Source organism: Enterobacter sp. RHBSTW-00975 (assembly GCF_013615235.1).
GTDB lineage: Bacteria > Pseudomonadota > Gammaproteobacteria > Enterobacterales > Enterobacteriaceae > Enterobacter > Enterobacter ludwigii.
Window position 1 is genome coordinate 2,550,810 of the sequence record NZ_CP055883.1, and the last position, 12,465, is coordinate 2,563,274.

A 12,465-nucleotide genomic window follows, 5' to 3' on the forward strand; every position below is an offset into this window, starting at 1 on the left:
CAGACATACATTTAAACAACAGGCATGAGCGCTCATTACATCGAATATGAAATAACATGACCACATTTTTGTATCTAATACTCTGTGCGATGTCTACCGCCGCCGGCACCGATATGGTTTTGCCTGCTATTCCACTTTTTGCTACAGTCTTTAATATCTCATCGGAGATATCACAAAGGATACTCTCCATATATGTAGCAGGTAGTGCCTGTGGTTTATTACTATTTGGTAACCTGGCCGATCGCTTCAGCAAAATCAGGATGCTCTTCTTTGCGCTACTTTTATTTTCACTAACTTCTTTTGGTTGCGCGTATGCTCCAGAAATAACACTTCTTTTAATATTACGATTTATACAAGGGATGGCTTCTGCTGCAGCATCAGTTTTCATCCCTGGATTTATTAGAGGTTTGTTTCCTCATCGGAAGGCAGCCCGGGCAATTGGATTGTTAGGGAGCATACAGGCATTAGTTCCGGCGATAGCCCCTGTAGTAGGTACACTTATCCTGCAGTTCTTTAACTGGAGAATCACGTTTATCTCTCTGGGCGTACTGACGATGGCTTTAGCTGTAATGATAAGGTTTGCAAAGGGACCAGAACGAAACCCAGGCCAGCACACGCCTGGAACGTACGTACAATTATTGAAAAATGCTGTTTATCTTCGCTATGCATTGAGCCAGGCTTTGGCCGTTGGCGGTCTGATAACGTTCGTATTCGGAGCACCAAGCGTCATTATCCTTTCCATGGGCGGGAACCTGAATGACTTCATCCTTATGCAAATGTTGAACGTAGGAGGTTACATCATCGCCGCCAACATTTCTCCGGGATTGGCTGAACGTTTTAGCCATGAAAAAGTAATTCTTGCCGGCACGCTTATGGCATTGCTCAGCGCCTTCGCGCTATCGGGATATGGTTTCCTGAACGGAAGCCGGGCTTTTGTTATGACCATACTCTTTACGCCAATGGGTTTTGCGCTGGGGTTAAGGGGCCCCGTCGCCTTCTACAGGGGTATCGTTTCTGCAGGCAGTAATGATGCCAGAGGATCTGCGCTTATGATTTTCCTCACCTTCATAACGACTGCGCTGGGGTCACTCATAACTGGACATTTTATTACGGGTGGGCTCACCCCTCTTGCCATGTCAGTCACCGCCATGTTCTTACTGTCATTTTTGCTTTTTGTGTTATTGCCAAAACTGAACCGCCAGTGAATAAACAACAATGGGTAAGTCAATATTCTTTACAGCAGTGCATGAACGCTGTTGAAGAGTCGCTTCGGGGCGCAGCGGACATTGCACCCGCCCACCCCGGCAGTTAAAGCAAAGGAACTCCCCGGTACCTGTCTTGTCAGTCACCAGACGTACACTTATCAGGAACCCGAATCCGCCTCAATCAGGATAGGTCATCGGCGTCCGGTTTCTGCGCACGGTGGATCTTGTCACGGATCTTATCAACTGATGCTTTGATGTCAGCAATGATGTCGGCATCCATGCCAAGGGTATCCACGATACAGCGCGTGATAGTGCTGGTCTCGCTTTTCAGCGCCTCACCCTTCTCCGTTAGGTGGATAAGCACTTCGCGCTCATCCTTCGGATTGCGTGTCCGGGTGATCAACCCCGCAGTCTCCAGCCGCTTCAGTAAAGGGGTCAGCGTGCTGGACTCAAGAAAAAGAATTCCACTCAGTTCCTTCACTGTTCGCCCATCCTGATTCCACAAGGTGACCATTACCAGATACTGGGGATAGGTCAGGCCAAGCTTATCGAGCATGGGACGATAGAGCTGGGTAAAAGCATGTCCCGCTGAGTAAAGAGAGAAACAGAGCATACCGTGCACATCGGGCAGGGAATCCTCGGAAGTAGTGTGTTTAGTCATATGTCCTCCAGTCCCTCTAAAATAATTTGCATACGATTTAATTGCAAGCGATTGACAAAGGCAAAAAGGGCTGCCATATTCATTTGCACACAAACAAGTCGCACACAAACTAATAGCACAACACATGACAGGAGAACGAAATGACAACTTTCACCACCACAGACGGAACAGGCATTTTCTACAAAGACTGGGGTTCAGGTCAGCCTATCCTCTTCGCTCATGGATGGCCGTTATCGTCTGATGCATGGGATCAGCAGATGCTGTTTTTCAGCCAGAAGGGTTTCCGGGTCATCGCACACGACCGTCGCAGCCACGGGCGTTCGGACCAGACTTTCCACGGTAACAATATGGATCAGTATGCGGACGATCTCGCTGAGCTGATTGAGGCGCTGGATCTGAAGGATCTGATTTTAGTGGGTCACTCAACAGGGGGCGGCGAAGTTGCACATTATATCGGTCGTCATGGTACCTCACGTGTGGCTAAAGTCGTTCTGGTCGGCGCAGTCCCTCCTCTGATGCTCCGGACGGATGCCAATCCTGACGGCACCCCGATGGAGGTGTTTGATGCCATCCGCGAAGGCACGGCCAAAAACCGCTCACAGTTTTACTTCGACCTGACGGTTCCGTTCTATGGCTTCAACCGTGACCATGTCCCCACCAATGACGGGTTGCGGGAAAACTTCCGCAGAATCGGCCTGCAGGGCGGTATTAAGGGGCAATATGACTGCATCCATGAGTTCTCTGAAGTCGATTACACACACGACCTGCAACAGATTGATCGCCCTACTCTGATTATTCATGGCGACGACGATCAGATTGTCCCCATTAAGGCATCTGCACACCGCGCCGCTGAGATCGTCGCGAATGCAACGCTGACGATATATGCCGGCGGTTCACATGGACTGGCGGAGACAGAAGCCGATCGCTTTAACGCTGACGTACTGGCCTTTATTCGCAACTAACAATGTGGCCTGTTCCAGACAGGCCGCAACCTTCATACGCATAGCCTTTAAACTGAATTGAAAAGAGGAACGATCATGTCCAAATTTGCTGCCTCCCTTGCCGTTGCCACCGTTTTGCTGTCTGCCAGTGCTATCGCAGAAACCGCTAAGCCGACTGTTGTCCTGGTTCATGGTGCCTTTGCCGACTCTTCTAGCTGGAATGGCGTTACCCAAATCCTGCAAAAGGACGGGTATAACGTCGTCGCTGCGGCGAATCCGCTGCGCAGTGTTTCGACTGATGCGGCTTACGTCTCTTCCGTGGTGAACAATATTAAGGGGCCGGTCGTCCTTGTCGGCCATTCCTATGGTGGCCAGGTCATTACGAACGCGGCCCTTGATACAAACAATGTGAAATCGCTGGTGTATGTCGCCGCATTTGCTCCGGATGCCGGTGAAGCGGCGGCCGACCTGGCCGGAAAATTCCCTGGCGGCACGCTTGGCCAGGCGCTCGCCGCACCGGTGAAGCTGGCTGATGGTAGCGTCGATCTCTCCATCGACCAGGCGAAGTTCCACCAGCAATTCGCACATGACGTTTCAGCTAAAGAGGCGGCGCTGATGGCCGCAGGGCAAAGACCGATTACCGAAGCGGCTTTAACTGAAAAGTCAGGTGCGCCTGCCTGGAAAAAACTGCCCTCTTACTTCATTTACGGTGACGGCGACAAGAATATCCCCGCCCAGGGTTTGCGATTCATGGCTGAACGCGCGGGATCAAAACACACCGTGGTGATCAAGGGCGCATCCCATGTCGTGATGGTTTCTCATCCGCAGGACGTTGCCACACTTATTGAGGAAGCGGCGAAGTAAACATCGCTCTCCCTCCTGAACGCCATCCCTCGTCTGAGGGATGGCCGTATAGGTAATGCCTCTTATGTTCCTGCCGGTATGACATCAGCGGTATTCTTAATAATCCCAGGGACCCGGAATGCAACGGAACGTATCGCCGTCGACAGCAACATGGCAGACAGACGGGAATGAGAGATGAGTAGCGATCAACGACTCTCTGTTATCTGCCAGTTCCTGCAGCAGACGAATGCGAATCTGTGCCGCTTCTTCGGGATAATGGTCGAAACCATTGAACCAGTCAGGATGTTCAAACCCAACCTGGAAAATAGCATCGCCGGCAAAGGTGAGTCGTTCCCCCTCAGAGGCCAGCCTCACCACGCTGTGTCCGGGAGTATGCCCGCCTGTACGAACGACACGCACGCCGGGTGCAATCTCGTATTCCTCTTCGAATGTGTGCAGTTGAGTCTGGTACGCTTGCAAAAATTGGGTAGCGGTTTGGCGCAGTGCTTCCGGGAAACCAGGCGGCATGGAAACCTGTGAAAAATCGGGGTCACGCCAAAATTCCACCTCAGCAGCAGCGACATGAATGCGAAGGTCTGACCGCATGCGCGCTTTCACACCCTCAATAAGCAGCCCACCAACGTGATCCATATGCAGATGCGTGATAATCACATCCGTGACGCTGGCAAGATCTATCCCCGCTGACGCCAGGCGGTTAACCGTTCGACCGGCGCGGGGTAAATCAGGGAAAGCCTCCCCCATCCCTGCATCAACCAGGATCGTCCGGTCACCGCTATGCACGAGAACCACATTTAATGCCCAGTCGAGAAAATCGGCAGGCAGAAACTTATCTTCAAACCAGTGGGTACGTTCGGAGGCCTCCGCGTTATGACCCAACATGGGTCCAGGTAATGACAACACGCCGTCACTGATCACCAGAACATCAATCTTACCGACCTGTAGTGCATAACGTGATGGCACCTTTTCATAAACGGCTTCAACATGCGAAGTACCATTAACAGGTGCTAACGACGCTGCATCATTCTTAGATATCGCCATATTTCCTCCAGACAACATAATTAATCGATTTAAGGGTATACACACCGTAGAAATGACTTTTTCCCCTCTGTTATTTCCCATCATCAAAAATAAACATGCAGACAGAACACAATGAAACAGGGTTAAAACATCGCTATACTCTTATGATGCCCACTGTTATTAACAGGTATACTCATGAAAAATCATGACATTCCTCTTGACGATGCCGTTCATAAAATGGCTCAGGTATTAAAGAACCGACCTGAATTAGGCATAGACAATGGAGATGCGCTGCAAATTCGCTGTTATCACTGGCCGCATGGGCCATTGCATGAAACTATCCCGCCACTCGATCAACATGTGATTATTGCTCACGTTGGACATATGCAGCGTGTTGAGCGAAAAACAGAAAATAAAATCGTTAAAAACACGATCCGGAAAGGCGCCATCACGACAATTCCTCAGGGAAGTACATCTCGCTGGGATATTGCTGGTCTTGTAGATGTTATGCATTTATATATTCCTGATAATATTTTCGCCGATCTTCTGAATCAAATGGAGATACCCACTGCAGAGTTACTCTTACGCACAGCGCATTTTGATGAGACGGCATCAAAAATTACGCTGGCCGTTGCGGAAATCATTTCGGACAATAACAAAATTAACCAACTGCTCTGCGAGCACTTAACACTGTCATTAATATTACAGTTAATAAAAAACCACTCCAACACGCTGGCAGCCGCAGGCCAGTCGCAAGGAGTATTGTCTTCGCGCGCATTAAAAATGGCGCTGGAAAAACTGGATAACAGCCCGATAGGTGATGTCACGATTAAATCACTGGCCCTTGAGCTGGGAGTTTCCTCCGCTCATTTCTGCCGTGCCTTTAAAAACAGTACCGGCTTAACCCCGTACGGGTGGCTTAAGCAGCGCGTAATGGAACGCGCTTTCCACGAGTTACAACACACCGATAAACTGATTACAGAAATTGCCATTGAAAGCGGCTATGGCTCGCAAAATGCATTTACCCAGGCCTTCAGAAAAATAACAGGCTTGACCCCCGGTCAATGGCGTGAAAAAAAGAACACGCGTTGATGCTGCCTGCCGCCAGGCAGCATCAACAGAGATGCCCTGTTACGGAACAATAATATAATCAGGGTTAGCAACAGAAAACATTTTCTCTCTGTCGGGTTCTGGCGGATAAATCCACTGAGTATTAATTTCCTGCTTTATTTTTTTCGCTTCCATGCCCTGGTACATAACCTGATGATCCCAGCCTTCCGTGTAGACCGCCCCCCATTTGCCCAGATCAAGACAGGTAACATATTTTGGCTGACTGTAAGGATGCAGCGGTAATCCCAGTATTTCTGCTGCCGCGTTATGACCGGCGACGCGCCCCAGGCTCATCGCATGCTGACAGGACATGACGTTATAATTACCTTCATCATCCGTAGGGACTTTTACGGTATCGCCGGTAACGAAGATACCCCTGGCGGCAGGTGCCCGCAGATACGCATCCCCTATAACACGACCCAGATTATCGTGGTCGCCCGGGATGAGAGCGGCTAACGCGCTGGCCCGCATTCCCGCCGTCCATATCACCGTTTTGCTGGGGATAAATTCATCGTCCGAAAGCATCACCCCCTCAGCGTTGATTGCGCGCACTCTGACGCCCGTTCGAACAGTCACGCCATTACTGGCCAGCGCCTGATTGATGATCTCACAGGCATCCTCACCCATCGCCTGACCCATTTTGTTCGAACTATCCACAATAATAACCTGCAAATGGCGCTCCGAACCCAAGAGGTCTCTGAGGCGTTCCGGCATTTCAGTGGCGGTCTCAAGCCCGGTCAGGCCCCCACCGGCGACAACAACAGTATTTCGTGCGGGAGAATCAGGCTCTGAAGCTAACGACATGAGGTGTTGCTCCAGTTCATGAGCAGCATTCAATGAGTTCACGTCAAAACTGTATTCCGTGATCCCCGGCAGTTCAGGGTGAAATGCCTGGCTTCCGGTGGCCAGCACAAAACTGTCAAAATTAACTGAGGTTTCGCCACTCTCTTTTTTTACCGAGATAGTTTTATTTTCTGCATCAATACCGGTGACATAACCGGCAATATAGTGCACACCCGCAGCCTCAAGAACATGCAGAATAGAGGGTGCCATATTTTCAAGTACGGCTTCATACAATCTTGGACGAATGGTTAATGCAGGTTCCGGAGAAACCAAAAAAATCTCAATCCGATCATTTGCCTTTTCCATATGTACCAGCCTTGCTGCTGAAATGGCGGCCCACATACCTGCAAAACCCGAACCGGCAATAATAATACGTTTTTTCATAGCGATACCTGTTAACAGCGGATGATGAAAATGTCGTTACCGCACCAAGAGTAGTGAAAGTCAAACCCGCCTGCTCTAGCAAAATTGATGTGCTTTAATCAAATTTGATGTTTTTTTATCAGCGCTGCGCGCGCCGCTAAATTTGCCCCATCCCGCCATCGACAGACAGGTCGATACCCGAAATAAAACTGCTTTCATCCGATGCAAGAAACAGCGCTGCCGCGGCAACCTCGTCAGGCTTGCCTAATCGACCTAACGGAATACGACTTGCGATGCTGGCGTCAAAAACCTCGCGATCGCTCTGGGAAACGCCCATTTTACTGATAATCGGTGTGGCGACGGGTCCTGGGCTCAGACAATTCACGCGGATCCCACGGCCTTTAAGGTCGGTCGTCCAGCTGCGGGCAAAAGATCGCAGCGCGGCTTTTGAGGCGGCATAGATATTGTGTCCATCGAACCCTTTATAATGCGCAATGGAGGACGTTAATATTATCGAGCCACCGTCGGACATTAACGGGAGGGCCTGTTGCACGGCGAAAAACGTCCCTTTTACGTTGATATCAAACTGCGTATTAAAATCATCTTCGGTGGAGGCCGGGAAATCGGAAAGCACAATAACGCCGGCATTTGCAAACATCACATCCAGCTTGCCGTACTTTTCGTTAATAATGCGAAACAGGTTTTCATGGCTTCGTATGTCACCGTTATCGTGTTGTATTGGCAGTGCATTATCGTCACCGAGTTCATTCATCGCCTGCTGCAGGGTTTCTGCATTCCTGCCAGTGATAATCACCTTTGCACCTTCTTCACTAAACCGTTTGGCCGCGGCCAGCCCGATACCGCTACTGCCACCGGTAATTAACGCGACTTTATTGTCTAACTGTTTCATGATGATGTTTCCTGTTATTACTGCTCAGACAGAGCGATCACTCGTAGGCGTGAATACGCGTGGCAAGTGTATTTCTGCGTTCATTAAGTAATTCGATAAGCGTGTCCAGTGCCCGAAGTTTTTCTCTGTGCTGCGCCAGACACTGGATAAAACGCGCATCATCCATGTCGCTTACCTGAGAAAACTTTTCCAGCTCTGCAATCTGTCGGGTACTGAACCCACATTTTAAAAGCGAGGTTATCCATCTCACTTTCTCGACGTCTTTTGCGTCGTAATTCCTATAACCGTTGTCCAACCGCTGAGAAACAATCAGTCCTTTAGCTTCATAATGTCTTAGCACTCGGGTGCTGACGCCAGTGAGCGCCGCCAGTTCAGATGGTCGCATACCTTTCTCCTCGTCATAGATGCACTCTACAACATTGACACTAGTGTCAATGTAAAGAGCATAGCGTTAGCTGGAATGTAAGCAGATATTTCCTGAGACAGGCAAAATTAACTCCGCCAACGAAGATTGCAGCAATCTTGATTTTGCCTTGACCGTTTATTGATTAACGGTCGGGATAATCAGCCTGTTCAGACAGAACTGCCCGGCGCTGACAGCGCCCTCTGATGAGATTGCAAGGAGAAACAATAATGGGCTTCAGACATTCGCTTTTTGGATGGGAACGTTCACACTTCACGCATTACCAGGCGGCTTATTATAAGTACGGCGGCAGTGTTAATACTCACCCCGACATTATCAATTTCTTTATGCAGAAGAAGGAAAAAGATTTCGCATTCTGGCATTACCGACGCGATGGCGAGGTCACCGCAGCGTACTTTACCAGTGATGAAAATACCTTCGGCCTGAATGTCTGGCGCGATTACCCGGTATCTTATGATGAAATTATTATCCCCATGGCTGCCGATCAAAAAATCGTTCTGCCAGTAAAAACAAACCGGCTGTCTTCATCGCTGCGTGGGAATATAATAAATGCCACCTATGCTTTTCGTGAAAAACGTAAGGTTTGCCTGATTAAAACGTCTTTCTCAGGTAAAACGGTGAAAAAAAGAAACGGCGAGCTAAAGAAAATGCTGGCTGCGGGCGGAGAATGCATACCGCTCAGAGAGATGTCACCGGCGGATATTGCTGATATTTACGTGCATCTTTTCAGGCTGCGTTTTGCTGACAGCGTCAGATGCTATAACAGGAAAAACATCACTGAACTGTTAACCGCCCTGCCACATATGGTCACCGGCAATGTACTTTTCTTTGAAGGTGCCCCCGTTGCGATAGATCTCGTACTGTGTGCCCGTAGTGAAAAAAGCCTGTATTTTGATGTTCCTAACGGAGGGATTGACCCGTCGATCACCGCATTCAGTCCAGGAAGTCTGCTCATGTGGAAAAATATTGTTGATGCACGAGAAGTGTGTCGCAATGAAAATAAGGCAATGCAATTTTCAATCGGATTGTATGATAAAAAATGGGACTATAAACTGCTTTGGGCCGAAACCCAGCCGACAGGTAAATCACTGGTTCTTTGAACTGTATTCGCCGCCCTGCCCTCAACAATTATTTATCTCCTTTCGGCGCATCCAATAAAATAATAATGATAACCTGAAATATGACAATCACCGGTGCGATGTACAGTAAAAAACATCCACATCGTACCATTTTACGAAAGGCAGAAAGCAGAGAGAGAAGTAATTCAGGTGACATGGTAAACCCCCGTTTACCATGTATTTAAACTCAATTTTTACAAGATTCAGTTCACCCTTTGTTAAGGAACCGTCAATGCTGTCCCTTTTCGCTTAGCGGTATCGTCATCGTGAACGATAGCCCTCCGCTGGCATTCCGTTCTGCAAAGACAGTACCGCGATGAGCCTCGCATATCGCTCGGGCAATAGAGAGCCCAAGCCCGGATCCACCGGTATGTCGTGAACGGGACTGCTCCTCACGCACAAACGGTGAAAATATGGTTTCAAGCAGTGCGTCCGGGACTGCCGGACCGTTGTCGCGGAAAATAACGGATACCTTTTTATCGCTGACATGATAACGAATATCCAGGATGCCCCCTTCCGCAGCGTAATGCAGCGCATTGTCCATCAGGATCAAAAAGACCTGGCCTATCCGGTACGGATCAACCCGACAGGTCACAGATTCCCCCTCATGGTAGATAATGTTCACTCCCACCCTTTGGGCTGAAGGCATCGTCCATGCCACTTTCTCACGGATTATCTGGTCCAGGCTGGTTGATACCAGGCTCAAATTCAGCTGGTTGGCATCAGCCAGTTTTAACAGATGCAGATCGTCAACCAGTCTGTTTAAATCATTCATCTGCTGCATAATCATGTTCAACTGGGCCTGACTGGGTTCAAATACGCCATCCATAATGCCCTGCAGACGACCGATGGCAGCCGTCAGCGGCGAGCGCAATTCATGTGCCATGATCACATGCGATTTTTTCAAATCTTTCTCGTAGCGTTCCAGCTGCATCGACATCCCGTTAAAGTTCTCGCTGAGGCTACGCAATTCAAGCGGCAGATTGTCCGGGACGGGCACACGGGTCCCAAACCCGCCTTCAGCAACAGACCGTGCCGCACCGGCAAGCCGGCTAATATGATGGGATATGGGGCGCGCTGTTTTCAGCGTAAGCATAAAAATAATCGGTATGAATATCAGAACCAGGATGCCAAGAATCACCCAGTCCTTAATCCCCATCGTCGGATCTGAGTAGGACAGCCCATACCAGGTGTCGATAATTTCATGATAGCGGTTGATGTTCTGTTCAGGGTGCTTGCTCAGAACTGAGAGTTCAGCCCTGACGGCCTCTGGCATCCGGTAGGCGTGCCATTTGTTTTCAACAAAAAATCGCACCCACATAAAAAAGGCGATAAGAATAATACTTCCGACTGCCAGAGATATCAGCCGCTTGCATATCCAGTTCCACAGCGTACTCGGTTCGCCTCGTGGCGATAACGTAAACTTTTTCATGCATTTGCAAATCGGTAACCGATCCCTCTTACGTTTATCAGCAAATCAGTCTGCCCCGCTGACTCGAGTTTTTTTCGCAAGTTATAGATATGCGTGTCCACAACGCGCTCCAGGGCTTCACTTTCTGGGAGACACGCTTCAAGAAGCGCCTGACGGGTGAAAGCCTTATTCGGTGACTTAAGAAATGTCATCAGCAGCAGCAGTTCCGTCGGCGTTAAATCCAGCGCTGTCCGTTGCCCGTTCTCGCTCTCAACGCTTACCGTCATGGACTCTGTATCTGCCTGCAGTCCCCGGTACTCAATAAGCGTGCTGCTGCGCTCGCCGGAATAACGACGAAGTACAGCATGGACTCTGGCGACCACCTCACCCGGGTTATAGGGCTTCACCACATAGTCATCCGCGCCAAATCGCAGGGCGCTGATTTTGTCGCTGCCGTCGCGGATGGCGGTGATCATAATCACGGGAATATCACTGCGCCGACGCAGGGCCAGCAGAACATCGTTCCCGCTCATGCCGGGCAACATCACATCCAGCAAAATAATGTCGGGCTTCCAGCTGAATGCCAGTTCAAGCCCCCGGTTACCGCTGCTGGCCGAAGAGGTCTGAAACTGATCGCGCTTAAGGTAGGCCTCAAGCACATTCGCGGCATCCAAATCGTCTTCAATAATTAAAACACGTTTCACATTCGCACCTTGATGGAATCTTGATTAAATCTTGCAGGAATATTGATTGACCGCCCGCATACTCCGCAATTCATAGATATAAGCATAATTCATTCAGGAAGTTTTATGAAGGAAATAAAAATCGCCTTAGTAACACTCATCGCTGCATCGTTCGCTTCACAGGCATCATCAGATAAAAAAGCATCTTATGTCACGATTGGCGTGGGTTCACAATATGCGCCTGAATATACCGGCTCGAATAAATATGATGTCAATACGCTGCCGTATTTCGGATGGACTCACGATGACTGGTCCGTCAATACCGACAAAGGCATTGTCTATTCCCATCAGTTCAGTAATGGCGTTTACCTGGGGCAAGCTCTGGGGTATTCCCTTGGCCGCACGGATAGCGGAAACGCCTGGCTTCAGGAAGGCTCTGATAAACTTAAAGGTATGGGTAAGATTAATACCGTAATGAATACCACCACCACGGCAGGATGGTGGATGGCACCCTGGATAGGCTTTGAGGGAAATATTACGGCACCGCTGACTGAAAGCCAGGGAATGCAATATAAAATTAAACTTAATGTCGTTCTTTTTGCTAACGACACAGATACTCTGCTAATCAGTACCGAAAGAAAATACGGCGACGCACGGTATAATAATACCTGGTTTGGGGTGAATAAGAATCAAAGTATCCATTCCGGATATAGGCCTTTCAACGCGGGTAGCGGATTAAACAGTGTGAATTACGATATTAACTGGCAACACACATTTAATGATAACTGGTCCGGCTATGCGGATTTAGAGTATATCACGCTTGCAGACCGTGTAAGCAGCAGCCCCATTGTGCAAAAGGATGAATATCTTCTCTTTACCGTCGGGGCATTTTATACATTCTGATGCAGGATATCG

Annotated in this window: 13 protein-coding genes; 6 read left to right on the forward strand and 7 right to left on the reverse strand. The window is 49.1% G+C overall.

Going from position 1 to position 12,465, the window contains the following annotated elements:
• The first annotated feature begins 56 nt into the window (after positions 1 to 56).
• Positions 57 to 1,205 (forward strand): MFS transporter, encoded by a 1,149-nt coding sequence (locus HV340_RS12230; RefSeq protein WP_063924879.1) that lies wholly within the window; start codon positions 57 to 59, stop codon positions 1,203 to 1,205.
• 181 nt (positions 1,206 to 1,386) lie between these two features.
• Here the strand turns inward: HV340_RS12230 and HV340_RS12235 are convergent, their stop codons facing one another.
• On the reverse strand, positions 1,387 to 1,866 hold the full coding sequence (locus HV340_RS12235) for a MarR family transcriptional regulator (protein WP_025203961.1): 480 nt from the start codon (positions 1,864 to 1,866) through the stop codon (positions 1,387 to 1,389).
• 140 nt (positions 1,867 to 2,006) lie between these two features.
• Between HV340_RS12235 and HV340_RS12240 the strand changes: the two genes are divergently transcribed.
• Both HV340_RS12240 and HV340_RS12245 read left to right on the forward strand, forming a co-directional pair.
• Positions 2,007 to 2,828, forward strand: coding sequence for an alpha/beta hydrolase (locus tag HV340_RS12240; RefSeq protein WP_063924878.1), 822 nt, complete (start codon positions 2,007 to 2,009; stop codon positions 2,826 to 2,828).
• Between the two features lie 75 nt (positions 2,829 to 2,903).
• Complete coding sequence (locus HV340_RS12245) at positions 2,904 to 3,671, forward strand: alpha/beta hydrolase (protein WP_059306227.1); 768 nt, start codon at positions 2,904 to 2,906, stop codon at positions 3,669 to 3,671.
• A 96-nt stretch (positions 3,672 to 3,767) separates the two neighbouring features.
• Here the strand turns inward: HV340_RS12245 and HV340_RS12250 are convergent, their stop codons facing one another.
• The gene (locus HV340_RS12250; protein ID WP_063924877.1) at positions 3,768 to 4,709 is read right to left on the reverse strand and encodes an MBL fold metallo-hydrolase; all 942 of its coding nucleotides are present in this window, start codon (positions 4,707 to 4,709) and stop codon (positions 3,768 to 3,770) included.
• 174 nt (positions 4,710 to 4,883) lie between these two features.
• Between HV340_RS12250 and HV340_RS12255 the strand changes: the two genes are divergently transcribed.
• Positions 4,884 to 5,780, forward strand: a complete 897-nt coding sequence (locus HV340_RS12255; RefSeq protein ID WP_059306228.1) for an AraC family transcriptional regulator — start codon at positions 4,884 to 4,886, stop codon at positions 5,778 to 5,780.
• Positions 5,781 to 5,819: 39 nt separating this feature from the next.
• On the opposite strand, the gene HV340_RS12260 is transcribed toward HV340_RS12255, so the two are convergent.
• The 3 genes from HV340_RS12260 to HV340_RS12270 all read right to left on the reverse strand — a co-directional run bounded on the left by HV340_RS12260 (position 5,820) and on the right by HV340_RS12270 (position 8,299).
• Positions 5,820 to 7,025, reverse strand: a complete 1,206-nt coding sequence (locus tag HV340_RS12260; RefSeq protein WP_059306229.1) for an FAD-dependent oxidoreductase — start codon at positions 7,023 to 7,025, stop codon at positions 5,820 to 5,822.
• 136 nt (positions 7,026 to 7,161) lie between these two features.
• Positions 7,162 to 7,917, reverse strand: a complete 756-nt coding sequence (locus tag HV340_RS12265; protein WP_237770633.1) for a glucose 1-dehydrogenase — start codon at positions 7,915 to 7,917, stop codon at positions 7,162 to 7,164.
• A 34-nt stretch (positions 7,918 to 7,951) separates the two neighbouring features.
• Entirely contained in the window at positions 7,952 to 8,299 is a 348-nt protein-coding gene (locus HV340_RS12270; RefSeq protein WP_025203954.1) for a MerR family transcriptional regulator, read from the reverse strand.
• A 248-nt stretch (positions 8,300 to 8,547) separates the two neighbouring features.
• Between HV340_RS12270 and HV340_RS12275 the strand changes: the two genes are divergently transcribed.
• Positions 8,548 to 9,438: a GNAT family N-acetyltransferase gene (locus tag HV340_RS12275; protein ID WP_059306231.1), complete on the forward strand. Its 891-nt coding sequence runs from the start codon at positions 8,548 to 8,550 to the stop codon at positions 9,436 to 9,438.
• Between the two features lie 247 nt (positions 9,439 to 9,685).
• Here HV340_RS12275 and HV340_RS12280 read toward each other — a convergent pair whose 3' ends face one another.
• Positions 9,686 to 10,888 (reverse strand): ATP-binding protein, encoded by a 1,203-nt coding sequence (locus HV340_RS12280; protein WP_181216007.1) that lies wholly within the window; start codon positions 10,886 to 10,888, stop codon positions 9,686 to 9,688.
• On the reverse strand, positions 10,885 to 11,571 hold the full coding sequence (locus HV340_RS12285) for a response regulator (RefSeq protein WP_020882404.1): 687 nt from the start codon (positions 11,569 to 11,571) through the stop codon (positions 10,885 to 10,887). Before HV340_RS12285 ends, HV340_RS12280 begins: the two co-directional genes overlap by 4 nt.
• 105 nt (positions 11,572 to 11,676) lie before the next feature.
• Here HV340_RS12285 and HV340_RS12290 point away from each other — a divergent pair, with 105 nt between their 5' ends.
• Complete coding sequence (locus HV340_RS12290) at positions 11,677 to 12,453, forward strand: MipA/OmpV family protein (RefSeq protein ID WP_059306233.1); 777 nt, start codon at positions 11,677 to 11,679, stop codon at positions 12,451 to 12,453.
• The last annotated feature ends 12 nt before the right edge of the window (positions 12,454 to 12,465 follow it).

Coding starts and splice junctions, on each gene's coding strand:
- HV340_RS12230 (WP_063924879.1), top strand. CDS start 57: ATGACCACATTTTTGTATCTAATACTCTGTGCGATGTCTACCGCCGCC.
- HV340_RS12235 (WP_025203961.1), bottom strand. CDS start 1,866: ATGACTAAACACACTACTTCCGAGGATTCCCTGCCCGATGTGCACGGT.
- HV340_RS12240 (WP_063924878.1), top strand. CDS start 2,007: ATGACAACTTTCACCACCACAGACGGAACAGGCATTTTCTACAAAGAC.
- HV340_RS12245 (WP_059306227.1), top strand. CDS start 2,904: ATGTCCAAATTTGCTGCCTCCCTTGCCGTTGCCACCGTTTTGCTGTCT.
- HV340_RS12250 (WP_063924877.1), bottom strand. CDS start 4,709: ATGGCGATATCTAAGAATGATGCAGCGTCGTTAGCACCTGTTAATGGT.
- HV340_RS12255 (WP_059306228.1), top strand. CDS start 4,884: ATGAAAAATCATGACATTCCTCTTGACGATGCCGTTCATAAAATGGCT.
- HV340_RS12260 (WP_059306229.1), bottom strand. CDS start 7,025: ATGAAAAAACGTATTATTATTGCCGGTTCGGGTTTTGCAGGTATGTGG.
- HV340_RS12270 (WP_025203954.1), bottom strand. CDS start 8,299: ATGCGACCATCTGAACTGGCGGCGCTCACTGGCGTCAGCACCCGAGTG.
- HV340_RS12275 (WP_059306231.1), top strand. CDS start 8,548: ATGGGCTTCAGACATTCGCTTTTTGGATGGGAACGTTCACACTTCACG.
- HV340_RS12280 (WP_181216007.1), bottom strand. CDS start 10,888: ATGAAAAAGTTTACGTTATCGCCACGAGGCGAACCGAGTACGCTGTGG.
- HV340_RS12290 (WP_059306233.1), top strand. CDS start 11,677: ATGAAGGAAATAAAAATCGCCTTAGTAACACTCATCGCTGCATCGTTC.